The organism is Janthinobacterium sp. FW305-129 (genome assembly GCF_020858115.1).
Lineage (GTDB): Bacteria > Pseudomonadota > Gammaproteobacteria > Burkholderiales > Burkholderiaceae_D > Janthinobacterium.
In genome coordinates this window covers 107768-131668 of sequence record NZ_JACYMM010000013.1, presented here as the reverse complement: position 1 = coordinate 131668, position 23901 = coordinate 107768, and the positions used below count along the sequence as shown (strand labels likewise).

Here is a 23901-nt window from a genome sequence, read left to right as displayed (position 1 = left end):
GGTCTGCCGTTTTTTTATGCGCGCTCTACAGCGCCAGCAAGACGGCGCCCGGCAGCCCCAGCACGGTGCCCAGTATCGTCAGCAACATGACATCGCGCCGCTCGCAGCGGGTGCGGTGCGAGCTCCAGGCGGCAAACAGCAGCGCCACGGCCACGCCGCTGAGCGAGATTCCCACTTCCGTCATGCCGTCTCTCCCATCATAGTTTCTTCATTCATCGTTCTCATCCTTTCATTGACTGAGCAAGCTACCTATCGGTAGGTAGCCAGTGTACAATAAAAAAGACGGCAGTGTCCATGCCGTGTTTTTTGACGATACAAAGGAAGCGCAATGCAGCAGCAAACCACTCTCCCCGCCGCCAGTCTCGGGCTGGCGGCTTCCCTGGCCCTGGTGGCCGTGCTCGGCCCGGCCGGCATCGACATGTACCTGGCCTCGATGCCCGCCATGGCGCGCGAGCTGCACACCTCGTATGCGAACGTACAACTGAGCCTGACCGTTTTCCTGCTGGCCCTGGGCGCTGGGCAGCTGCTGTGCGGGCCGCTGACGGACATGCTGGGACGGCGCCGCCCGTTGCTGGCCGGCATCGCCGTCTACATCGTGGCGGCCGTGTGGGCCTCGCAGGCGGAACAATTGACCACCCTGCTGCTGGCGCGCACGCTGCAAGGCCTGGGCGCGGCACTGACCCTGGTCGTGGTGATGAGCATGGTGCGCGACGTGGCCGATGGCGTCACAGCGGCGCAGCTGTTTGCCCTGTTGATGACCATCGTGGGCCTGGCTCCCGTGCTGGCGCCCGCCGTGGGCGGCTTGCTCGACGCCCATTACGGCTGGCGCGCCGTGATGCTGGCCCTGGCCGCGCTGGGCGCCTTGACCCTGCTCAATAGCGCGCTGTTCCTGCCGGAAACCTTACCCGTCGCCAAGCGGGTCTCGCCGCGCGGCATGCACCGCACGTATGCGCGCATCGCGCTCGACCGCGCCTTCCTGCTGCCCGCGCTGGCCCTGTCGGCCGCGTTCTTTTTCCTGTTTGCGTATATCGGCGGTGCGTCACTGGTCTACCAGCGCGATTTCGGCCTGTCCGCCGGCAGCTTCGGCCTCGTGTTCGGCGCCACGGGCGTGGCCGTGCTGCTCGGCGCCATGGCCAGCGGCCGGCTGGTGGAAACGCAGGGCGTGGCGCGTCTCTGCGTGGCGGGCAGCCTGGCCATGCTGGGCGGCGCGGCACTGGCCCTGCTCGGCGCCTGGGCCGGAGGGGGAATCATGGCCGTCGTCCCCGGCATGTTCGTGGCCCTGTTTGGCCTGGGCATCGCGGAAGCGGCGCTGATGGCCATGGCCATGGGTTCGCAACAGCGCGCGCTCGGCTCCACGGCGGCATTGCTGGGCGCCATACAGATGAGCTTATCGTCGCTGGCCACGCCGCTGGCGGCCGGCCTGTCCGAGCGGGGACCGCTGCCGTGGCTGCTGTTCTTGACCGCGGCCGGCCTGCTGGTATCATGGCTGACCCTGGCCGCTGCGCGCATCCATCCGGCACACGCCAGCAGCCTGGGCGCGCACTGACGCTTCACCCAACTACTACCCTCATATGAAGAAACGCTCGGCCTCGGCCGATAACATCTGCACCGTCGCCGTCGTGCACTTTTCCGAACACGGCTACGACGCCTCGTCCCTCAGCGACATCGCCGCGCAGGCGGGCATGCGCAAGGCCTCGCTGTACTCCCACTTCGCCGGCAAGGACGCCCTGTTTCTGGACGTGTTTGCCGACGCACTGGCCGAAGAGCAAGCCTTCATGGACGCCTGCTTCGCCGACGAGGCGGCGCTGGCGGCACCGGGCGGCCAGCTGGCCGGTTCCCTGTACTGCGACCGCATGGCACAGCGCTATGCCGATTCGGCCCACTTGCGCTTTTTGCTGCGCACGGCGTACCTGCCGCCCGCGCCCCTGCGCGTGGAAGTGGGCACGGGCTATGAAGCGTTGCTGGCGCAATTGCAGCGGCACTACGTGGCCAGCCTGGGGCGATTGGCGCCCGCCCTGCCGCCGCAACGCATCGACCTGTATGCGCAAGCCTACCTGGGCATCGTCGACAGCCTGCACGTGGAACTCATTTACGCTGGCGGCGCCGCGCTGCAGCAGCGCCACGCGGCGCTGTGGCACATCCTGGCCGATTCACTTTCCTTAAGCACCTGTAAGCCCTCCTGAAATCGAACCTGCCTGACCGTCTGCTGTTCAACACCGTCACCGACAAGGAGTATCCCATGGTAAAGCGTATCGTCTGGAAGGAAGGCGACCTGGTCAGCCTCAAGCTGCGCGAGAATTTATATGCGCTGGCACAGATGACCAGGAACTCGATCATGCGCTTTTACGCTGCCAGCAGCGCCACCGGTGACTGGAGCGGCCTGACGCTCGATACGACACCGGTCCTTTTCAGCGGCTTTGTCGGGAAAATCGTCTTGCGACAGCTTGCCGTCGAGCAAATCCCAGCGGGTAGCCCTCTGATTGTCGGCGACCATGAACGCTATTGGTTGAGGCCGCTTGTCAATTTCGAGGGAGGCTTCCCGTTTCGCGGTGCCGATCTGGTCGATCTGGGTGCTGACTGTGCCCTCGACTACAGCGTGATACCCGCGCTGAAAGAAGAACTGGCACTGCCCGCAAGCCGCGACCTGATCGAACGCCATGAGCTGACCAATATGTGGGGCGATGCAGACCTCAGCGACAGGCTGTGCCGCTATTTCGATACCGGCGTCAACCGTGACGATTTGAAGTTCGAAGTCTTTCCCGGTCTATGGACGGATCGTCAAAGCATGCGTCCGCTGACCCGGCGCTTGCCGGTTCCGCTCAGATAAGCGTGCACAAGCGGGTGCCGGCATTGCCAGTACCAGGCACCACGCGCCTTGCAAATGCTTCAATAATTCCGCTTCAAAATAGTTTTCCACAGCAACCATTACGTATAGCACCTTGCCGTATCGAGGCTATACACGACGGAATTGAGCGTGGTGTGCACGATCTGAAACAACGCGCCGTCCCAGCGGGACTTGCTGAAGTGGGAGGTACGGTCCAGGTAGCCTGGCGTGCCGGTGATGCCGTCGACAGCCAATGGTTTTCCGGCTTTGTCGACGAGGTGAGCTTGCCACACCTCGCCGATGGCCGGGCCAAGGCACCGGTAAACTTCGACGCGATATTGTTTGTCCGGCGACGAACGCCATAATTTGCGCACCGGGATGCGGAGTGTAAACGCGCAGTCGCGCACACGGCGTGCCGCCTGATTGACGGCCTCGGCCTCGGCACCACTGGCCAGCCGGACCAGCACCGCCGTCAGTTCCAGCAGCATGCGCTCCTGTTGTGCGGACGGGGAACAGGCCATGTAGGCGCCGATATCGAAGTCTTCCACATAATAGCTGGTGCAGCCCAGCACCTGGCTGCACTGCGCCTCGCCGGCCGGTTTTTCGCCGAAGATGACGGACAGGAGCGAAGAGCCATCAAGGACGAAATCGGACGGCAAAAAATGCATCAGCAACTGCCGCACATGATGCGCGCCCGGATGAAAAGACCAGGCGTGCTGGTTGGAATAGCTGATTGGTGTTTCCACCACCCTGATCTCTTTGAGTCTTGCCATATGACCAATGCCTTTCATGGGCCTGTCTTGCCTGCCTTTTCGTCGAACATGACGGTTTGCCCCGATTATAACAATCGCGGCCAGGACGAACGCCAGCAGAAAAGCGCTGGCCAAGACCCGGTCAACATTACGCTTCGGTAATGTTGACGATCTTTGCTTGACCTTGTCTGCATGCACTTTTATCATCCCTGCATTATTCATTTTACGGAGTCCCACGTGGGTACTTGTTCTAGTGACAGTAGCCGATCCTGTATCGGTGATTGCCTCGGCAGCTAAACAGCAAGCAACGCGGAATTCCGTTTTCTCCGTGCCTTGCTGAGCAAGGTGCGGTGTCTCGCGCGGCCAGTCCGGCTGCGCGCCTCTCCCTCCCTCTTTCCGATCGCGACCGGCTACTGACCCGGATTGCCCGCCAGCACTATTGTGTCCTGGCGGCACGCAAGTCTTGCCTGCGGCTGCGCCGCCCGTCAACACCTCGTCGTGAAAGGAAGAGCCATGAACCTCTTCACCCGCTTATTCGAATCGTTCCTGCGCAAGCGCCATACGGCCGGCAACTTCCGCCGCCGCGCCATGCCGCTGGAAAACAGCACGGCCCGCCCCGTGCCCGACCATCTGGCGCGCCAGTTGCTGGCCGCCGCCCATGAAGACCTGGACAGCGCCCTGAACCGCCTGCACACGCGCCTGGAAGGCTTGCGCGATGCCGAGGCGCAAGTGATCGGCGCGCAAACGGGGCCGAACGAGGTCGAGCATGAAAAGCCGCTGGCCTGGTACCAGCACCTGTGGCTGTGCTACAAGAATCCGTTCAACTTGCTGCTCACCGTGCTGGCCATCGTTTCCTACCTGACGGAAGATCCGAAAGCGACCATCGTCATCGGCACCATGGTGATTTTGTCGACCCTGCTGCGCTTCGTGCAGGAAGGCCGCTCGAACCGGGCCGCCGAGCGCCTGAAAGCCATGGTCAGCAACACGGCCACCGTGCTGCGCAATGGCCAGCAGACGGAATTGCCGATCCGCCAGCTGGTGCAGGGCGACATCATCGTGCTGTCGGCAGGCGACATGATCCCCGCCGATTGCCGCTTGCTGTCCGCCAAAGACCTGTTCGTCAGCCAGGCGGCCATGACGGGCGAATCCTTGCCCGTGGAAAAGATGGCCGAGCTGGCCGACGCCCATGGCAAAGACCCGATGGAACTGGCCAATCTGCTGTTCATGGGCACCAACGTGATTTCCGGCGCGGCCACGGCGCTGGTATTGGCCACGGGCAACCGCACGTATTTCGGCACCATCGCCACGCGCGTGACGGCCACCGAGCGCACGCCGACGGCGTTCGAGGCGGGCGTGAACAGCGTCAGCTGGCTCCTGATCCGCTTCGCCCTCGTGATGGCGCCGCTGGTGTTCCTCATCAATGGCTGGACCAAGGGCGACTGGATGGAAGCGTTCCTGTTCGCCCTGTCCGTCGCCGTGGGCCTGACGCCGGAAATGCTGCCCATGATCGTCACCAGCACCCTGGCCAAGGGCGCCGTAAAGTTGTCGAAAAAGAAGGTCGTCGTGAAACGCCTGGACGCGATCCAGAACTTCGGCGCCATGGACGTGTTGTGCACGGACAAGACAGGCACCTTGACGCAGGACAAGATCGTGCTGGAACGCCATACGGACGTGTTCGGCCAGCCGTCCGATGAAGTGCTGCAATTTGCCTACCTGAACAGCCACTACCAGACGGGCCTGAAAAACCTGCTGGACCGCGCCGTGCTCGACCACGTGGAATTGCAGACGGAAATGCAGCTGGCCCGCGATTACGTCAAGGTAGATGAAATCCCGTTCGATTTCGTGCGCCGCCGCATGTCCGTCGTCGTTTCCGAAAAGAATGATCACCATGAACTGATCTGCAAGGGCGCCGTCGAGGAAATCCTCGCTGCCTGCAGCCATCTGCGTCTGAACGGCGTCAACGTGCCGCTCGACGCCGCGCTGCTGGACAAGGTGCTGGAAACCACGCACGGCCTCAACGCGGAAGGTTTGCGCGTAGTGGCCGTGGCCGTCAAGGAAGTGCCGCCCCATAAGACCGTGTACGGCGTGGCCGATGAAATGGCGCTGACCCTGATCGGCTATGTCGCCTTTCTCGATCCGCCGAAGGAATCGACGGCGCCCGCCCTGCGCGCGCTGGCGGAACATGGCGTCACCGTGAAAGTATTGACGGGGGACAACCACCTGGTGACGGCGAAGATTTGCCGCGAAGTGGGCCTGGCCGTGCATGGCGTGCTGCAAGGCCCGCAGCTGGACGAGATGGACGATGCCACCCTGGCCAGGGCGGCCGAGGACAACACCGTGTTTGCCAAGCTCAGCCCGCTGCACAAGGAGCGCCTCGTGCGCGCCCTGCGCGGCAATGGCCATATCGTTGGCTTCATGGGCGACGGCATCAACGACGCGCCCGCCCTGCGCGCGGCCGACATCGGCATTTCCGTCGATTCGGCCGTCGATATCGCCAAGGAAGCGGCCGACATCATCCTGCTGGAAAAAAGCCTGATGGTGCTGGAAGAAGGCGTGCTGGAAGGCCGCCGCACCTTCAGCAACATGCTCAAATACATCCGCATGACGGCCAGCTCGAACTTCGGCAATGTGTTTTCCGTGCTGGTGGCCAGCGCCTTTTTGCCGTTCTTGCCCATGCTGCCGCTGCACTTGCTGGTGCAAAACCTGCTGTATGACGTGTCGCAGATCGCCATCCCGTTCGACAATGTCGACGCCGAACTGATCCAGCAGCCTTTGACCTGGAACCCGCGCGACATCGGCCGCTTCATGGTGTTTTTCGGCCCCATCAGCTCGATCTTCGACATCAGCACGTTTATCCTGATGTGGCATGTGTTTGGCGCGAATACGCCGGAGCAGCAAACCCTGTTCCAGTCCGGCTGGTTCGTCGTGGGGCTGTTGACGCAGACGCTGATCGTGCACCTGATCCGCACGCCGAAGCTGCCCTTCATCGACAGCATCGCGTCCGTGCCCCTGCTGGTGGCCACGACCCTCATCATGGCCGTGGGCGTGTTCCTGCCGATGGGACCGCTGGCAACTTACTTCAAGCTGCAAGCCTTGCCGTTGGGCTACTTCCCCTGGCTGCTGGGCATCCTCATCTGCTATACGGTGCTGACGACGTTCATGAAACGCGTGTATCTGCGCAAATTCGGCTGGCAATAGTATGATGGGCCGCTCTTTCCCTTACAAAAGGCGCGCATGAGCGGCTCCCCCCTTCCCAAACGTCATCTCGCCCTGCTGCTGTCGGCCCTCGTGTTTCCCGGCAGCGGGCATTTCTTACTAAAACGCAAGGCGCGCGGCTGCCTGTTCCTCGTGCCGGCCCTGGTCGCGCTGGCGATCGTATTGCGCCAGATCATGGCACGACTGGATCAGGTTATGGCACAGATCGACAGCGGCGCCCTGCCCCTGGACGTGCAGCTGATCATGGAAAAAGTGGAGGCGCTCTCCGCCAATGACGGCCCCGCCATGACGGTGGCCGTGGGTGTGCTGGTGGCGTGCTGGATAGGCAGCCTCATCGATACATGGTTCCTCAAACCATGACGGCGGAAGCAGAGGCGCGCAAACTGCGCAAGGAAGCGAAGATGCAGGCGCGCCGCGCGCAGCTGGCGCTCAAGCGGCAGGACCATGGCGGGCCGCTGGCCTGGCGCGGCTGGTTCGACGGTTCCGCCCACCCGAACCCTGGCAAGCTGGGCATAGGCGCCCTGCTGCTGGGGCCGAACGGCGAGCGCATCGAAGTGAGCGAGGCGGCCGGCCATGGCAGCAGCAGCGACGCGGAATACGCGGCCCTGACGGCCGTGCTGCAGGCGGCACTGGCCGTGCGCCCGCCACCCGTGCAACTGCTGCTGTACGGCGACAGCCAGGTGGTGATCAATGACGTGCTGGGAACGACGCCCGTGGGCGCCAAGGGGCTGGAAACGCAAAGGGCCACCGTAGTGGCCCTGCTGGAACAATTTACTGATGTGAGCTTGCGCTGGCTGCCGCGCCACCGGAATGGCGAGGCGGACCGGCTGTCGCAACTGGCGATCGCCGGCTGGATGGAGAAAGATTAAGCGGCGCGGCCGATCCGCAAGGTATCTTGCGGTGCCTTGGCCGCCGGGCGTTTCATCCCCTTCAAACCGCTGACGCTGGCCTGCTGGGCATTGAGCTTGAACACGCTGACGACCTGCGCCAGGTTATGCGCCTGGTGCTGCATCGATTCGGCGGCCGCCGCCGATTCTTCCACCAGGGCCGCATTTTGTTGCGTCACGGCATCCATCTGGCCGATGGCGCGGTTGATTTCGTCGATGCCCACGCTTTGCTCGCTGCTGGCCGCCGTGATTTCCGTGATGATGTCGCTCACGCGCTGCACGCTGTCGACGATGTCGTTCATGGTCGAACCGGCTTGCGCCACCAGCATGCTGCCCGCATTGACTTGCTCGACCGACGCGCCGATCAGGGTCTTGATTTCCTTCGCCGCCGACGCCGAACGCTGGGCCAGATTGCGCACTTCGGACGCCACCACGGCAAAGCCGCGGCCCTGCTCACCGGCGCGCGCCGCTTCCACGGCCGCGTTCAGGGCCAGAATGTTCGTCTGAAAGGCGATGCCGTCGATCACGCTGATGATGTCGACAATCTTGTTCGACGACGCATTGATCGATTCCATCGTACCCACCACCTGCGCCACCACCTCGCCGCCCTTGACGGCCACTTGCGCCGCCGAGGCCGCCAACTGGTTCGCCTGGCGCGCATTGTCCGCATTCTGTTTCACGGTACTGGTCAGCTCTTCCATCGACGAAGCTGTTTCCTCCAGGGAACCGGCCTGCTCTTCCGTGCGGGAAGACAGATCTTGATTCCCTGCAGCAATTTCCGTCGACGACGTGGCGATGCTGTCCGTGCCCGTACGCACTTCGCTGACGATATTGAGCAGGCTGGTGTTCATATCCTTGAGCGCTTGCAGCAGTTGGCCCGTTTCATCCTTGGCACTGGCATCGATCTGTGCCGTCAAGTCGCCATCGGCCACCTTGCGGGCAATCTCCACGGCCGTGCGCAGGGGGCGCACGATGCCCATGGTCAAGACCCACGCGCAGACGACGCCAAAGATCAGCGCCAGCGCGGCCAGCGCCAGCATCAGGTTGCGGCTGGTCTTGGCCACTTCGTCGATATCGCGCGCCGTGGCGTCGATACTGGCACGCTGGTGTTCCAGCATGTTCATGATGACTTTCTGGTATTTCGTCGAACCGGGCACGAACACGGCCTGGAAGGCCTTTTCCGCTTCTTCCGTCTGGCCGGCCGCCTTCAGCTTCGATACTTGCTCACGGGCATCCAGATACACCTTGCGCATTTCGCTGACCTGGCGGAACAGTTCCGTTTCTTGCGGGCCGGAAATCAGGGCTTCGATCTTCTTTTGCAGTTCACTCGAGACAACGGACGACTGTTTCGCTTCTTCCGCAAAATACGGCCCCAGCGAGGTGTCGGCGCTGCGCACGATGGCCGTGGTGCGGCGGATGCCGCTGTCGATCTTGCTGTACCAGTCGGAAATATAACGTTCCTTGGCCAGCGGCTGCTCCATCATGGTGCGCGTGGCCGTCGCCACATCGTGCAAGCGCCACACGCTGATGCCCGTGATGACCATGGAAAACAGCAAAATCACGGCAAAACCCAGGCCGAGGCGCACACCAATACTGACGTTTCTTAACAAATTCATGTGAATATCCTGAAAGAGCGGAACCAGACTATATAAAAGGAGACAGCAGAAAGCGGCTGCACGGGGCAGCCGCGCCAGCGTCAGCGTTTGCCGATGCGCAAGGCGGTTTGCGGCGCTGCCGGGCGTTTTTGCGCAGGTGCTACATCCTTCGCCCCGCTGCCGCCGGCCCGCTGGCCATTCAATTTGAACACGCTGACCACTTGCGCCAGCTTGTGCGCCTGGTGCTGCATGGATTCGGCGGCGGCGGCCGACTCTTCCACCAAGGCTGCATTTTGTTGCGTCACAGCATCCATCTGGCCGATGGCGCGGTTGATCTCGTCGATGCCCACGCTTTGCTCGCTGCTGGCCGCCGTGATTTCCGTGATGATGTCGCTCACGCGCTGCACGCTGTCGACGATGTCGTTCATGGTCGAACCGGCTTGCGCCACCAGCATGCTGCCCGCATTGACTTGCTCGACCGACGCGCCGATCAGGGTCTTGATTTCCTTCGCCGCCGACGCCGAACGCTGGGCCAGATTGCGCACTTCGGACGCCACCACGGCAAAGCCGCGGCCCTGCTCACCGGCGCGCGCCGCTTCCACGGCCGCGTTCAGGGCCAGAATGTTCGTCTGAAAGGCGATGCCGTCGATCACGCTGATGATGTCGACAATCTTGTTCGACGACGCATTGATCGATTCCATCGTACCCACCACCTGCGCCACCACCTCGCCGCCCTTGACGGCCACTTGCGCCGCCGAGGCCGCCAACTGGTTCGCCTGGCGCGCATTGTCCGCATTCTGTTTCACGGTACTGGTCAGCTCTTCCATCGACGAGGCTGTTTCCTCCAGGGACCCTGCCTGTTCTTCCGTACGGGAAGACAGATCCTGGTTGCCGGCAGCGATTTGCGTCGAGGACGTGGCGATGCTGTCCGTGCCGCTGCGCACTTCACCCACGATATTGAGCAGGCCGGTATTCATATCCTTGAGCGCTTGCAGCAATTGGCCCGTTTCATCCTTGGCGCTGGCATCGATTTGCGCCGTCAAGTCGCCATCGGCCACCTTGCGGGCAATCTCCACGGCCGTGCGCAGGGGGCGCACGATGCCCGTCATCAACAGCCAGGCGCACACGATGCCGAAGGCCAGCGCCAGGGCCGACAGCAACAGCAGCAGCTTGCGGCTGGTAATGGCGATGTCATCGATCTGGCGCGCCGTGGCGTCGATGGTGGCGCGCTGGTGTTCCAGCAAGCCGTAGACCATCTTCTGGTATTTGGCGGCGGCAGGCACGAAGGTCTTTTCAAACACTTCGTTGGCGGCCTCGACCTGGGACTCGCCCTTGAGCTTGTAGACCTGGTCGCGCGAGCCGACATAGACTTCGCGCAATTCCAGCAGGCCGGCGAACATGGCCTGCTCTTGCGGATCCTTGAGCAGCGCCGCGATCTTCTTTTGCAGGACCGCCGAGCTGGCGGTCGATGCTTTCGACTCTTCGGCAAAAAAGCCGCTCAGCGACGTGTCGCTGCTGCGGGCGATGGCGATCGTGCGCCGCACGGCGCTGTCGATGCGCGTATACCAGTCGGAAATATAACGTTCCTTGGCCAGTGGCTCTTCCATCATCGTGCGCGTGGCGCTGGCCACGTCATGCAAACGCCAGACGCTGATGCCGGTAATAAGCATGGAAAACAGCAAAATGACGGCAAAACCCAATCCCAGACGCACCCCGATGCTGACGTTTCTTAACAAATTCATGTGAACCATCCTAATATCCTGAAGACGCGCCCTGCAGCCCGCGCCAAGGGCAGCGTGGCGGACGCCGCCAAATCTGTCCTGACAAGTAAACTGGCGCACGGTTCGGTTGAACCGTGCGCCAGGAAAATGCGCTAGCGTGCTCCCTGCGGAAACGATATGCAATACTTAATGTCAATAGTTTTTGACAATATGGAGGGAAATTCTGTTCACTACGGCATTACGCCGCCAGTTTCTCGATCAAGCCCATGTCGGCGCTGGACATCAGCTGGTCGATATCGACCAGGATCAGCATGCGCTCGTCGATGGTGCCCAGGCCGATCACGTATTCCGTGTCGATCGAGCGGCCCATGTCCGGCGCGGGCTTGATCTGTTCCGGCATCAGGGTGGTGACGTCGGAGACGCGGTCGACGACCATGCCGACGACGCGGTTGCCGATGTTGAGGATGATGACGACGGTAAACTGGTCGTAGCTGGGCGTACCCAGGTTGAACTTGATGCGCATGTCGACGATGGGCACGATGATGCCGCGCAGGTTGACCACGCCCTTGACGAACTCGGGGGCGTTGGCGATGCGGGTCGGCGTTTCATAGCTGCGGATTTCGCTGACTTTCTGGATGTCGATGCCATACTCTTCCTGGCCCAGGGTAAAGGCCAGGTATTCGGCAGCCTTGGCAACGGTAGTGCCAGTGTCGCTGGAATTGGTGTTCATGATAATCCTTTCGTTAACTCGCCTGGGGCGCAGGCCAAGGCACGCTGCGCGCAAGCCTTGGACGTGACAAAATCCATCCACGAGGGAATGGCTGCCACTTGTAGGTTTTTTTGCAAATACTTTCTCGCAATTAGCTTATGCTTCTAATTTCCGTGCGGCAATGTTACCCCATGTAAATTTTACATGCACTAAAAAAGAGCACTCGGCGGTTTGAATATTTTCCAAAATGCAATTACTGTGGCAAATACAGTACGCCGGCGCACTTGGCCGGCCGCCGCACGCGGCGGCGTTTTATGCCACACTGGCGGCCCCTGCTTTTTACGACTTTGAACCATGGATTCTTTGCTTTCTCAATGGCAGCCACGCCTGCTGGCGCTGGCCACGGCCGGCCTGGGCGATGACGGCGCCCACGACATCAACCACCTGCACCGCGTCTGGCGCAACGCCAGCGTCCTGCTGCAGGACCATGCGCAAGCGGATGCCCTCACCGTGATGGCCGCCTGCTATCTGCACGACCTCGTCAACCTGCCGAAAAATCACCCCGAACGGCACCTGGCCTCGCGCCAGGCGGCCGCCCTGGCTTGCCGCCAGCTGGCCGAACTGGAATTCCCGGCAGAAAAACTGGCCGGCGTGGCCCACGCCATCGAGACGCACAGTTTTTCCGCCAACCTGCCGCCGCACACGCTTGAAGCGCAGATCGTGCAGGATGCCGACCGCATCGACGCGCTGGGCGCCGTGGGACTGGCGCGCCTGTTCTACACGGCGGCGCGCATGGACAGCGCGCTGGCGCATGGCGCGGATCCGCTGGCCAGGCATCGCGAACTCGACGACAAGGCATACGCGCTCGACCATATCGTCACCAAGCTCGATAAACTACCTGGCAAAATGCAGACGGCGGCGGGCCGCGCCCTGGCCGAACAGCGCCTGGCCGTGCTGACGGATTTCCGCGCCGCCTTTGCGGACGAGTGGGGAATTGCCGCATAGCATGGGTGGCGATAGCCAGCAGCGCGCATGCTGTCTATAATGCAAGGCTCAGCGATCGCGCCGCGCGCCAGCAGAACACTGCCACGCGCCGGCGCTTTGCCAACGCGCCGAAAGCATGCATGTCCGATAAAACCCGCCCCGATAGCCATTCCCCGTCATCCCCCGCCCCAAAGAGCGCCGCCAATCTCAATTTCATCCTCGTCTGCGTCTTCATCGACATGCTGGGCATCGGCCTGGTAGTGCCCGTGCTGCCCATCCTGATCGGCGATTTTGTCGACGGCAAGGATGCGCAGGCATTCTGGTACGGCATCATGGCGGCCGTCTTCGGCTTGCTGCAGTTCATCTTCATGCCCATGCTGGGCGCCATCAGCGACCGCGTGGGCCGCCGTCCCGTGCTGCTGTACTCGATGGCCGGCATGGGCATCAATTTCCTGGCCACGGGCTGGGCGCCGAACCTGGCTTGCCTGTTCATCGGCCGCATCATCGGCGGCGTCTCGTCGGCCAGCATGTCGGTCGCGTCCGCCTATGCGTCCGACGTGTCGACGCCGGACAACCGCGCCAAGAGCTTCGGCAAGATCGGCGCCGCCTTTGGCCTGGGCTTCATCTGCGGCCCCATGCTGGGCGGCCTGCTGGGCGAGATCAACCTGCACCTGCCGTTCTACGTGGCGGCGGGCCTGTCGGCGGCCAATTTCATCTACGGCTATTTCTGCGTGCCCGAATCGCTGCGGCCCGGTCCCCGCGCGCCATTTACCTGGGCGCGCATCAATCCGTTCGCCGCCCTGATGAAACTGGTGCGCCGCGTGGAAATCCGCGGCCTGGTGCTGGCCTCCGGCCTGATGACCTTTGCGCAAATGATGCTCAACACCACCTGGGTGCTGTACACGCACTTCCGCTTCGACTGGACGCCGCGCCAGAACGGCATCGCCCTGTTCTGCGTGGGCCTGTGCGCGGCCGTCGTGCAGGCGGGCTTGCTGGGCATCCTCATCAAGCGCTTTGGCGAAGTGCGCCTGTCCCTGCTGGGCATGGCTTCGGGCGCCCTCACCTACCTGCTGTACGGCCTGGCCACGCAGGGCTGGATGATGTACGCCTTGATTTTGTGCAACCTGCTGGCCTTTGCCGCCGGGCCGGCCCTGCAGGGCATCATCTCGAAATCATCGAACGCCGGCGAACAGGGCGAACTGATGGGCTCCCTGCAATCGATCAGCAGCCTGGGCATCATCATCATGCCTTTGCTCGGCAGCATGATCCTTGGCGAAGTGAGCCACTTGCCGCCGCAAGACTGGCGCATCGGCAGCACCTTCTACCTGTGCGCCATCATGCAAACCCTGGGCATCGTGGTGGCCTGGCGCTACTTCCAGGCACAGCGCCAGGCAAGACTTGCGGTTTCCACCACAAAGTAGTCGGCGGGATAATATTGCATTTGAGAAATAAATAGGCGAGAATGGGATAATCAAGCGGACGTTGCCGACGCCCGCGCTACGATGGTGAGCAAGGATGGGTATGACTGACTTTTATTCCAGCGCCTGGCGCCGGACCGTGGCCATGCTGGCGCTGGCGCTGCCCTCGCTGGCGGGTGCGCAGTGCTCGCGCGACATCCAGGTGCCCGTCTCGGCCATCGGCGCCAGCGTGGTGGTCAATGGCGCCACCATCGGCGGCATCTATCCCGACTTGCTGCGCAGCATGGGCGCCAAGCTCGGCTGCAATTTCATCTTTACGGCCGTGCCCCGCGCGCGCCTGGAAGCGATGTTCGAGACGGGCAAGGCCGACCTGCTGATCCCCGCCAGCAGCACGCCGCGGCGCGACCAGCATGGCCTGTTCATCCCCATGCTGGGCAGCCGCCCCCTGCTGATCTCGCTACAGGGCGCGCGCACGCCCATCAACACCATGCAGGAACTGATCGAGCGGCGCGAATTGCGCGTGGCGCTCGTGCGCGGCTACGACTATGGCGCGCCGTACCAGGCGCTGGCCAAGGAGCTGAGCAGCCAGGGCCGCCTGTTCTACGAAGTCGACGCGCTGTCCGTGGCGCGTTTGATGCAAAGCGGCTTCATCGACGCCACCATCATGGCCCCCACCATCCTCGCCGGCGTGGCGCAGAACGATGCGCGCGTGTACGGCCTGGCCGACCGCTTGCGCCTGGAAGCCTTGCCGGAATTGCCTTGGGGCATGAGCGGCGTCTACCTGTCGCGCAAGTCGCTGACGGCGGAAGACCAGGCGACCCTGCGCGAACTGCTGGACAAGGCGGGCCGCTCGGGCTCCCTGATGGACGGCTTCCAGCGCCATCACCGCCAGGAACTGTTGTCGCTGAGCATACGCCCGCGCTAAGGCCTGCATGTCCGGCCTCGTCGTCGCCGTCGTCCTGTTTGCCGCCCTGCTGCACGCCAGCTGGAACGCCATCGTCAAGTCGGGCAAGGATACCTTTCTCACGACCGTGCTCGTCTCCGTGGGCGCGGCGCTGATTTCCCTCCTCGCATTGCCTTTCGTCAATGCTCCCGCCCCCGCCAGCTGGCCTTACCTGGCCGCCTCGGCCGTGGCCCAGCTCGCCTATTATTCGCTGCTGGCGGCCGCCTACAAGGCGGGCGACATGAGCCATGCCTATCCATTGATGCGCGGCAGCGCGCCATTGCTCGTGGCGCTGGCCAGCTGGCCGCTGATCGGCGAGCGCCTGTCGTCCATGCAGATGGGCGCCGTCGCCTGCATCAGCGCGGGCATCTTCGGCCTGTATTTCGCCGCGCGCCTGCCCGCCGCGGCCGGCGCCGCGACAAACACGGGGCGCGCCACGGCCTTTGCGCTAGGCAACGCCTGCGTCATCGCCAGCTATACCCTGATCGACGGCATCGGCGTGCGCCTGTCCGGCGCGCCGGCCGCCTACACGATGTGGATTTTTGTGCTGAACGGCGCCGGACTGCTGCTGTGGACGGCCTTGCGCCGTCCGGCCGATTTGTTTGCGTATGCGCAAACGCAATGGCACCTGGCCGCCCTGGGCGGTTTCGGCACCCTGGCGTCATATGGCCTGGCCCTGTGGGCCATGACGCAGGCGCCCGTGGCCGCCATCGCGGCCCTGCGCGAGACGTCGATCCTGTTCGCCATCGCGCTGGCCGCCCTGTTCCTGCGCGAAAAAATCAGCCCCCGCCGCTGTGTGGCCATCGGCCTGATCGCGGCGGGAGCGGTCTTGATGCGAATCGCCTAGCGGGCGTCCAGCGGCGCGATCGGCAATTCGATGGCGCTGGCCGCCCCTGCCGCGTGGTACACGCGCTGCGTGGCCTTTCTATAATGGCCCGGGTCGGCCAGGAAGATGTTCGGCACGTAGTTTTGCGGGTTGCGGTCGTACAGGGGGAACCAGCTCGACTGCACTTGCACGGCGATGCGGTGACCGGGCAGGAAGACGTGATTCGCGTTCGGCAGAGCGAAGCGGTAGCGCTCCACTTTGCCCGCCGGAATCGGCGTCGGGTGCTCGAAGCTGTCGCGGTAGCGCCCGCGGAAGATATCCATCGCCACGCCCAGCTGGTAGCCGCCCATGGCCGGCTGCGACGGCACTTCGTCCGGATACACGTCGATCAGCTTTACCACCCAGTCGGCATCCGTGCCGCTGGTGGAGGCGAACAGGTTGACCATCGGCGCGCCGGCGATGCGCACGGCCGTTTTCAACGGTTCCGAAACATAGCTGAGCACGTCCGTGCGGTCGGCATAGCCGCGCTGGTCGCTGACCAGCCATGGCTTCCACACGTCGGCGTCATTGAGGCGCACGGGACGGGGCACGAAAGGCACGGGCTTGGCGGGATCGGCCACGTATTCGTCGAAAGCGCCTTCCGCCGCATCCGCAGCGCCCGCTGGCGCCGCAAAACCCAGCCTGGAACCATCCTGCAGGTAGATCGGCGTCAGCTTGGTGTCGCAGGTCTCGCAAGCCAGCGGCCACTGTTGCAGGCGCTGCCACTGGTTCGTGCCGCTCTGGTAGGACACGACGGGCGCCGTGTTCGCCTCCGGCGCGCCATCCTTCAGGTACTGGTTCAGGAATGGCTGCATGACTTTTTCGCGGAACTGGCGCGCCGTATCGCCGTCGAACTTCAGTGCGCCCAGGCTGGAACCGTCATAGTTGACGCCGCTATGACGCCACGGGCCGATGGCCAGGTAATTGAGGTTGTTGCGCTTGTCGCGCCCTTCCATCGCCGTATAGCTGGCGTAGGGACCATAGATGTCTTCCTGGTCCCACTGCCCCACCACGTGCATGGTGGGCACGATCAGCGGACGCTTGGCCAGGATTTTATCGAGCGCCTGTTCCTGCCAGTAACTGTCGTAGGCCGGATGCTCGAACAGCTTTTTCGTGTACGTCAGCTTGTCGATGCCGAATTTTTTCGCGAAATCACCGGCCGAGCCGATGCGCAGATACGCGTCGTAATCGTCGTAGACGCCCAGCACGGGCGCCTCGCCACTGCCGCGCGCGCTCGTCTGCCACGCCAGGTAGGACAAGCTGGGCATGCGGAAGGCGCCGTTGTGGAACCAGTCGTCGCCGCGCCAGCCGTCGACCATGGCGCTCATGGGGATGGCCACCTTCAGCGCCGGATGCGGGTCGACCAGGGCCATCAGCACCGTATGGCCCTCGTACGAGGAACCCAGCATGCCCACCTTGCCATTGCTTTCCGGAATATTCTTCGACAGCCAGTCGATGGTGTCCCACGCATCGGTGACATTATCGACCTTGGTATGGTTCAGCGGACCGCGCACGGGGCGCGTCATCACGTAATCGCCTTCCGAGCCATGCTTGCCGCGCACGTCCTGGAACACGCGGATGTAGCCGTTTTCCACCAGGGTATCGTCGCCCTGCGGCAAGGTGGCCAGCATGCTGGGGCTGGCCGCGCGCTGGGCGCGGCGGGCAGCGTTATAGGGCGTGCGCGTGAGCATGATCGGCGCGCGGCTGGCGCCCTTCGGCACGACGATCACCGTGTACAGCTTGACGCCATCGCGCATGGGGATCATCACCACGCGCTTGACGTAATCATTCATATCGGGCACCACCAGTTTGGCGCCGATATCGGGCGTCATCGGCGGCGTTTGCGGGGTTTGCCGGGTTTGCGCCAGCAAGGGAGCGCTGAACAAGGTACTGACAAGCAGGGCCAGGCCGGTGAGCCGGACGGGGGACGACACGCGCATACTGTTCTCCAATGATTCATGCCACGCAAAAGTGGCCGAACGGCAATAGTACTCGGAAAGCAAGTTTTGCATAAGGCAAGCCTCTGACGCGGCGCAGCAGATAAATCGGGGCCGCAACTTGACAGAACGCGCACGAACTGCAACCATAACGCCATGAAATTTATCCCGTCACAACGCGCTTGCTTGAATTGGTGGTCCCGCTCACTTTCGCGCGGCCACTGCATAGTGATGTGAATTTGATCCACGCCGCCTCGATCGGTGGCGTAACAGGCTCAGCCTGGATCATCCCCGATGCAGGCGGCTCAAAAGGAAACTTGATGAGCTTGCCTAACACTCCCGATACTCCCGACACCGACAACGCCCCGGCCGCACCGCTGTCCGCCGCCGCCATCGCTTCGCAATCCGTGATCCTGACGGGCGACCGCCCGACCGGCCCCCTGCACCTGGGCCACTATGTGGGCAGCCTGCGCGACCGCGTCGCGTACCAGAACAGCTACAAGCAATTCATCATGCTGGCCGACGCGCAGGCGCTGACGGACAATATGGACGACATCGACAAGGTGCACCGCAACGTCGTCGAAGTGGCGCTCGACTACCTGGCCGTCGGCATCGACCCGAGCAAGACTACGGTCTTCATCCAGTCGCAGATTCCGGAACTGGCCGAGCTGACCTTTTACTACCTGAACATCGTCACCGTGGCGCGCCTCGAGCGCAATCCCACCGTCAAGGAAGAAATCCGCCTGCGCGGCTTCGAACGCGACATTCCGGCCGGCTTCCTGACCTACCCGGCCAGCCAGGCGGCCGACATCACGGCCTTCAAGGCGGGCGTGGTGCCCGTGGGCGAAGACCAGATCCCGATGATCGAGCAAACGAATGAAATCGTGCGCCGCTTCAACCGCATGTACAACCGTGAAGTATTGATGGAATGCAAGGCGCTGGTACCCGATATCGGCCGCCTGCCCGGCATCGACGGCAAGGCGAAGATGAGCAAGTCGCTGGGCAACACCATCAACCTGGGCGCGACCCCGGCCGAAATCACGGCCGCCGTGAAAAAAGTCTATACGGACCCGCTGCACCTGCGCGTGGAAGACCCGGGCCACCTGGAAGGCAACATCGCCTTTACGTACCTGGACGCGTTCGATCCGGAAAAAGCCGCGCTGGCCGAAATGAAGGCCCATTACGTGCGCGGCGGCCTGGGCGACAGCATCGTCAAGAAGCGCCTGGACCTGGTCTTGCAGGAAATGCTGGCGCCGATCCGCGCCCGCCGCGAAGAGTTCGCCAAGGACAAGGGCCAGGTCATCCAGATGCTGAAGGAAGGCACCTTCAAGGCGCGCGAAGTGGCGGCCCGCACGGCCGATGAAGTCAAGTCGGCGCTGGGCCTGAATTACTTCTGATTACCATTTACAAATAGCAAACTGATGCGCCTTGGCGGAGTCGGGTAAAATCCCGCTTCCTCCAGGGCGCAATGCATTTGGCACCGTGACATCAGCAATCAGTAGAGAAGACAACCGCGCAATGACCGATACCCCTATCGAACAGCTGCTGCAGCAGCATTTTTCCATCGATGCGCTGCAACAGGAGCCTGCGCCCCTGCAGCAGGCGCTGCGCATGCTGGGCGGCTGGCTGGCCGCCGAACGCGACACACCATACCCGCACACGCCGTACGCGGAACTGCTGACACAGCTGTCCGACACTTGCCTGCCCGCGCATGGCATGCCCGTCGCAGATTTCCTGCAAGAACTCGATACCACCGTGCTGGCCAACACGGCGCAGCTGAACCATCCGCAATACATCGGCCACATGACGCAGGCCTTGCCCTGGATCAGCGTGCTGGCCGAAGCGTTTACGGCCACCCTGAACCAGAACCAGGTCAAGATCGAGACGGCGTATGTGTCGACCCTGATCGAAAAACAGATCCTGGGCTGGCTGCACCGCCAGGTCTACCAGCAGCCGGACACCGTCTACGCGCAGGCGATGGCCGCCACCAGCGGCGCGCTGGGCAATGTCGTCAATGGCGGCACCATGGGCAACCTGACGGCACTGGCGGTGGCGCTGGAAAAACAATTGCCCGGCACGCGCAAGCGCGGTTTGTTTGCCGCCATGCAAGAATCCGGCTACGCGGGACTGGCCGTGATCGGTTCGGCCCGCAGCCATTATTCCGTGAAAAAGGCGCTGGCGACCCTGGGCCTGGGCGAAAACGCCCTGCACCTGGTGGCCGTCGACCGCGACAACCGCATCGACATCGCCGCGCTGGAAGCGACGATTGCCGATTTAAACTTGCGCAAGATCAAGGTCGTCGCCATGATCGGCATCGCCGGCACGACGGAAACGGGCGCCATCGACCCGCTGGCCGCCATGGCGGCGATTGCCGCGCGCGAATCCATCTGGTTCCACGTGGATGCGGCCTGGGGCGGCGCCCTGTTGATTGCCGAACAGTACCGCCCGCTGTACGACGGCATCGCCCTGGCCGACTCCGTCGTCATCGACGGGCATAAATTGCTGTGGGTGCCGATGGCGCAAAGCATGGTGCTGTTCAAGGATGGCGCCAGCCTGAACTTGCTCAAACACAATGCCAACTACATCTTGCGCGACAACTCGGGCGACCTGGGCCAGACCTCGCTGGAAGGCTCGCGCCGCTTCGACGCCTTGAAACTGTGGACCTCGTTCAAGGTGCTGGGCGTGTCCGGCTACACGACCTTGCTGCAGCAGGCGGCCACCCTGTCCGGCCAGTTGCAGGACTTGCTGGCAGACCAGCAGGATTTCGAGCTCGTCACGCGCTCGGACACCTTCATTCTGACCTACCGCTACGTGCCCGCGCACTTGCGCCAGCGCATGGACAGCTTGCTGGCCGGCGGCCAGATGGACGCGGCGACCGAGCTGAACAAGCAACTGAACACATTGACCGCCAAGCTGCAAAACCGGCAAAAGGCCGAAGGCCACAGCTTTGTCTCGCGCACAGTGCTCGAATCGACGCGCTACCCTGGCCCCACGAATGTATTGCGCGTGGTCATGACGAATGTCAAGACGCGCCCCCACCACCTGCGCGCCATTTTGGCCGAACAGCGGGCCATCGGCCAGGCGCTGGTGGCGGAACTGGGCCTGTAAGGAATCCCCCACCCATCAGCCTTGACTGGATGCCCGATGCACCGCCTGAGCGCCCTCACCGATCTATTCAAGCATCTGTTGAAATGGCTGCTGCTGGCCTTTGTCGTGGCCGTGCTGGCGGGGTCGGCCTCGGCCGGCTTCCTGTACGCCCTCGACCGGGCGACCGCGACGCGCCTGGCGCACGCCTGGCTGATCTGGCTGCTGCCCGTGGCGGGCTTTGCCGTCGGCTGGCTGTATTTGCGCTACGGCAGCAGTGTCGAGGGCGGCGCAAACCTGCTCATCGATGAAATCCACGATCCGAAAAAAATCATTCCGCTGCGCATGGCGCCGCTGGTGCTGGGCGGCACCGTCATCTCGCATCTGTTCGGCGCTTCCGTCGGACGCGAAGGCACGGCCGTGCAGATGGGCGGCGCGCTGGCCGACCAGCTCACGCGCCTGTTTCGTTTGAACAATGAAGACCGCCGCATCATCCTGATGGCCGGCATCAGCGCCGGCTTTGCCTCCGTCTTCGGCACGCCGCTGGCAGGCGCCATCTTCGGCCTGGAAGTGCTGGCCATCGGCCGCCTGCGCTACGAGGCCATGCTGCCCTGCCTGGCTGCCGCCGTCATCGCCGACCAGGTGGTCCTGCTGCTGGGGCCGTTTTTGCACATTGGCCATACGCATTACGCCGTGCCCTTGATTCCCGCCCTCTCCGCCTGGACCTTATCCGCCATGGTGATCGCGGGCGTGCTGTTCGGCGTAACCGGCAAACTGTTTGCGCAAGCCACGCACGGCTTGAGCGGGTTGATGAAGCGCAAGATTGCCTACGCCCCGCTGCGTCCGCTGACAGGCGGCCTCGCCGTCGCCGTCACCGTATGGCTGCTGGGCACCGACAAATATATCGGCCTGGGCATCCCCACCATCGTCGACGCGCTCAAGCAGCCGCTGCCCGCATACGATTTTCTGGGCAAGATGGCGTTCACCATTGTGTCGCTGGGCACGGGATTCAAGGGCGGCGAAGTGACGCCTTTGTTCTTCATCGGCGCCACCCTGGGCAATGCACTGGGGCCTGTGCTGCACCAGCCCGTCGCCCTGCTGGCCGCCATCGGCTTCGTCGCCGTATTTGCGGGCGCGGCCAACACGCCGATTGCCTCGACCCTGATGGCGATGGAACTGTTCGGCGCGGACATCGGCGTGTACGCGGCCATTGCCTGCGTCGTCGCCTACCTGTTTTCCGGCCACGCGGGCATTTACCGGGCGCAGCGGGGCGGCCACGCCAAACGCCATCCTGCCAAGGATCTCGACACATGACACAGAACATCTACGACAACGACGCCTTCTTCACGGCCTACAGCCAGCTGCCGCGCTCCGTCGGCGGCCTCGACAGCGCCCCCGAATGGCCGGCCCTGCGCGCCATGCTGCCTGAGCTGCGGGGAAAAAGCGTGCTCGACCTGGGCTGCGGCTATGGCTGGTTTTGCCGCTGGGCGGCAGAACAGGGCGCGGCGCGGGTGCAGGGCGTGGACGTGTCGGAAAAGATGCTGGCGCAGGCGAATGCCATGGGGACGCACGCGGCCGTCAGCTATGCGCGGCTTGATCTGGAACAAATGGCCTTGCCGCCCGCCAGCTATGATCTGATTTACAGCTCGCTCGCCTTCCACTACGTCGAAGGTTTCGCCACCTTGCTGGCCGCCATCCGCGAAGGCTTGAAGCCGGGCGGCAAGCTGGTGTTTTCCATCGAGCACCCGATCTTCATGGCGCCGCGCCAGCCCGGCTGGCTGACGAATGGCCAAGGCCGCAAGCGCTGGCCCGTCGACAGCTACCAGCAGCAAGGCCCGCGCGTGTCGGACTGGCTGGCGCCCGGCGTCATCAAGCAGCACCGCACCCTGGGCACGACCATCAATGCGCTGCTGCGCGCCGGTTTCCAGCTGGAACATGTGGAAGAATGGGGCCCCACTGACGAGCAGATCGCGCAGCAGCCGGCCCTGGCGGAAGAGCGCGAACGGCCGATGCTGCTGCTGGTGGGCTGCGGTCGGCGCTAGTCCCGGGTCCGCTCGAACAATTTGGCCGCCAGCTCTTCGATATCGGCGCGCATGGCCAGCGCTTCCAGCCACAGCGGCGGAATCGCCTGCGCGCCATAATACGCGCCGGCAAGCTGGCCGACGATGGCGCCGGTCGTATCCGCATCCTCGCCCAGGTTGACGGCGCGCAACACGGCCGCTTCCAGTGAATCGGTATGGAAGAAGCACCAGAGCGCCGCTTCCAGCGATTCCACGCAATAACCGGTGCCGCGTATCTGCTGCTCCGTCCTGGCGAGAAAACTGCCGCTGGCCAGCTCCACCAGCTTCGGTTCGGCAGGCCGGTATGCGATGCTGCCCAGCAGCTCTTCTTTTGCCGTGCCCGCCAGCGCGCTGCACAGCAAGGCGGCAAACAACTGGCAGCTTTCGACGGCTTCCGCCGCCGCGTGGGTGGTGCGCGAACTATCGGCGGCGCAGGCCAGGGCCGCGTCGGCATCGGGATAGGCAAACAGCACGACGGGGGCCAGGCGCATGAGCGAACCATTGCCCGCCGTGTCAGGCGCGGCGGAGCCGCTCCAGGGATTGCCCGTCTCCTGGAAGCTGGCCAGCGCGCTCCTTACCGTGCCACCGATATCGAAGCAGGTGCCGGTGGAGCTCAGGTAGCCCCATTGCCACCAGTTCAGATACCGTACCATCTGGTCCGCCGGATCGAATGCCCCTTTCGATATCAGGCTCTCGGCCAGGCATAGCGCCATCGAGGTATCGTCCGTCCATTGTCCCGGCTGCAGGCCGAACGGTCCGCCGCCCTGCATGCCCGTCACGGGCGCAAAGCTGCCGCGCGGAGAAAATTCCACGGTGGTGCCGACGGCATCGCCGCAGGCAAGTCCCAGCAAGGCGCCCATATAACGGTTGTGCAAGGTTGGCTTGTAAAAAGTTGACGTCAGCATG

Annotated in this window: 21 protein-coding genes; 14 read left to right on the top strand and 7 right to left on the bottom strand. The window is 63.3% G+C overall.

Annotation, left to right across the window (positions count from 1 at the left end):
• Positions 1–25: 25 nt before the first annotated feature.
• A complete protein-coding gene (locus IGS61_RS24245) occupies positions 26–184 on the bottom strand; it encodes a hypothetical protein (RefSeq protein WP_157751005.1) in 159 nt (52 codons plus the stop codon).
• A 144-nt stretch (positions 185–328) separates the two neighbouring features.
• Here IGS61_RS24245 and IGS61_RS24240 point away from each other — a divergent pair, with 144 nt between their 5' ends.
• The 3 genes from IGS61_RS24240 to IGS61_RS24230 are packed head-to-tail and all read left to right on the top strand — an operon-like array spanning position 329 to position 2827.
• Positions 329–1546: a Bcr/CflA family efflux MFS transporter gene (locus IGS61_RS24240; RefSeq protein ID WP_230541954.1), complete on the top strand. Its 1218-nt coding sequence runs from the start codon at positions 329–331 to the stop codon at positions 1544–1546.
• A 25-nt stretch (positions 1547–1571) separates the two neighbouring features.
• Positions 1572–2183, top strand: a complete 612-nt coding sequence (locus tag IGS61_RS24235; RefSeq protein WP_230541953.1) for a TetR/AcrR family transcriptional regulator — start codon at positions 1572–1574, stop codon at positions 2181–2183.
• A 56-nt stretch (positions 2184–2239) separates the two neighbouring features.
• The gene (locus tag IGS61_RS24230) at positions 2240–2827 is read left to right on the top strand and encodes a hypothetical protein (RefSeq protein ID WP_230541952.1); all 588 of its coding nucleotides are present in this window, start codon (positions 2240–2242) and stop codon (positions 2825–2827) included.
• 98 nt (positions 2828–2925) lie between these two features.
• Here IGS61_RS24230 and IGS61_RS24225 read toward each other — a convergent pair whose 3' ends face one another.
• Positions 2926–3615 carry a hypothetical protein gene (locus tag IGS61_RS24225; protein WP_230541951.1) on the bottom strand — a complete coding sequence of 230 codons (690 nt, stop codon included), beginning with the start codon at positions 3613–3615 and terminating at the stop codon, positions 2926–2928.
• 474 nt (positions 3616–4089) lie between these two features.
• On the opposite strand from IGS61_RS24225, the gene mgtA reads away from it, so the two are divergent.
• From mgtA to IGS61_RS24210, 3 genes are read left to right on the top strand one after another with little or no spacing between them, the layout of a single operon-like run.
• Positions 4090–6774 carry a magnesium-translocating P-type ATPase gene (gene mgtA / locus IGS61_RS24220; RefSeq protein ID WP_230541950.1) on the top strand — a complete coding sequence of 895 codons (2685 nt, stop codon included), beginning with the start codon at positions 4090–4092 and terminating at the stop codon, positions 6772–6774.
• Positions 6775–6810: 36 nt separating this feature from the next.
• Positions 6811–7152 carry a DUF6677 family protein gene (locus IGS61_RS24215; protein WP_230541949.1) on the top strand — a complete coding sequence of 114 codons (342 nt, stop codon included), beginning with the start codon at positions 6811–6813 and terminating at the stop codon, positions 7150–7152.
• Positions 7149–7661, top strand: a complete 513-nt coding sequence (locus IGS61_RS24210; RefSeq protein WP_230541948.1) for a ribonuclease HI family protein — start codon at positions 7149–7151, stop codon at positions 7659–7661. The genes IGS61_RS24215 and IGS61_RS24210 overlap by 4 nt, the downstream gene beginning before the upstream one ends.
• On the opposite strand, the gene IGS61_RS24205 is transcribed toward IGS61_RS24210, so the two are convergent.
• From IGS61_RS24205 to IGS61_RS24195, 3 genes are all read right to left on the bottom strand, one after another.
• A complete protein-coding gene (locus tag IGS61_RS24205) occupies positions 7658–9295 on the bottom strand; it encodes a methyl-accepting chemotaxis protein (RefSeq protein ID WP_230541947.1) in 1638 nt (545 codons plus the stop codon). The genes IGS61_RS24210 and IGS61_RS24205 overlap by 4 nt on opposite strands.
• A gap of 80 nt (positions 9296–9375) precedes the next feature.
• Positions 9376–11016 carry a methyl-accepting chemotaxis protein gene (locus tag IGS61_RS24200; protein ID WP_230541946.1) on the bottom strand — a complete coding sequence of 547 codons (1641 nt, stop codon included), beginning with the start codon at positions 11014–11016 and terminating at the stop codon, positions 9376–9378.
• 217 nt (positions 11017–11233) lie between these two features.
• The gene (locus IGS61_RS24195; protein ID WP_230541945.1) at positions 11234–11725 is read right to left on the bottom strand and encodes a chemotaxis protein CheW; all 492 of its coding nucleotides are present in this window, start codon (positions 11723–11725) and stop codon (positions 11234–11236) included.
• 333 nt (positions 11726–12058) lie between these two features.
• Between IGS61_RS24195 and IGS61_RS24190 the strand changes: the two genes are divergently transcribed.
• The 4 genes from IGS61_RS24190 (at position 12059) to IGS61_RS24175 (ending at position 15896) form a co-directional block, all read left to right on the top strand.
• On the top strand, positions 12059–12709 hold the full coding sequence (locus IGS61_RS24190) for an HD domain-containing protein (RefSeq protein WP_230541944.1): 651 nt from the start codon (positions 12059–12061) through the stop codon (positions 12707–12709).
• A 119-nt stretch (positions 12710–12828) separates the two neighbouring features.
• Positions 12829–14109: a TCR/Tet family MFS transporter gene (locus tag IGS61_RS24185; protein ID WP_230541943.1), complete on the top strand. Its 1281-nt coding sequence runs from the start codon at positions 12829–12831 to the stop codon at positions 14107–14109.
• A gap of 100 nt (positions 14110–14209) precedes the next feature.
• Positions 14210–15031: a substrate-binding periplasmic protein gene (locus tag IGS61_RS24180; protein ID WP_230541942.1), complete on the top strand. Its 822-nt coding sequence runs from the start codon at positions 14210–14212 to the stop codon at positions 15029–15031.
• 7 nt (positions 15032–15038) lie between these two features.
• On the top strand, positions 15039–15896 hold the full coding sequence (locus IGS61_RS24175; RefSeq protein ID WP_230541941.1) for a DMT family transporter: 858 nt from the start codon (positions 15039–15041) through the stop codon (positions 15894–15896).
• Here IGS61_RS24175 and IGS61_RS24170 read toward each other — a convergent pair.
• Positions 15893–17854 (bottom strand): CocE/NonD family hydrolase, encoded by a 1962-nt coding sequence (locus IGS61_RS24170; protein WP_230541940.1) that lies wholly within the window; start codon positions 17852–17854, stop codon positions 15893–15895. The genes IGS61_RS24175 and IGS61_RS24170 overlap by 4 nt on opposite strands.
• 317 nt (positions 17855–18171) lie before the next feature.
• Here IGS61_RS24170 and trpS point away from each other — a divergent pair, with 317 nt between their 5' ends.
• From trpS to IGS61_RS24150, 4 genes are all read left to right on the top strand, one after another.
• Positions 18172–19248 (top strand): tryptophan--tRNA ligase, encoded by a 1077-nt coding sequence (gene trpS / locus IGS61_RS24165; RefSeq protein ID WP_230541939.1) that lies wholly within the window; start codon positions 18172–18174, stop codon positions 19246–19248.
• Positions 19249–19369: 121 nt separating this feature from the next.
• Positions 19370–20959 carry a pyridoxal-dependent decarboxylase gene (locus tag IGS61_RS24160; protein ID WP_230541938.1) on the top strand — a complete coding sequence of 530 codons (1590 nt, stop codon included), beginning with the start codon at positions 19370–19372 and terminating at the stop codon, positions 20957–20959.
• A gap of 36 nt (positions 20960–20995) precedes the next feature.
• Entirely contained in the window at positions 20996–22249 is a 1254-nt protein-coding gene (locus IGS61_RS24155; protein ID WP_230541937.1) for a voltage-gated chloride channel family protein, read from the top strand.
• The gene (locus tag IGS61_RS24150) at positions 22246–22977 is read left to right on the top strand and encodes a class I SAM-dependent methyltransferase (RefSeq protein ID WP_230541936.1); all 732 of its coding nucleotides are present in this window, start codon (positions 22246–22248) and stop codon (positions 22975–22977) included. The genes IGS61_RS24155 and IGS61_RS24150 overlap by 4 nt, the downstream gene beginning before the upstream one ends.
• Here IGS61_RS24150 and IGS61_RS24145 read toward each other — a convergent pair.
• The gene (locus IGS61_RS24145) at positions 22974–23900 is read right to left on the bottom strand and encodes an ADP-ribosylglycohydrolase family protein (protein WP_230541935.1); all 927 of its coding nucleotides are present in this window, start codon (positions 23898–23900) and stop codon (positions 22974–22976) included. The two genes, IGS61_RS24150 and IGS61_RS24145, sit on opposite strands and share 4 nt — an antisense overlap.
• Between the last annotated feature and the right edge of the window lies 1 nt (position 23901).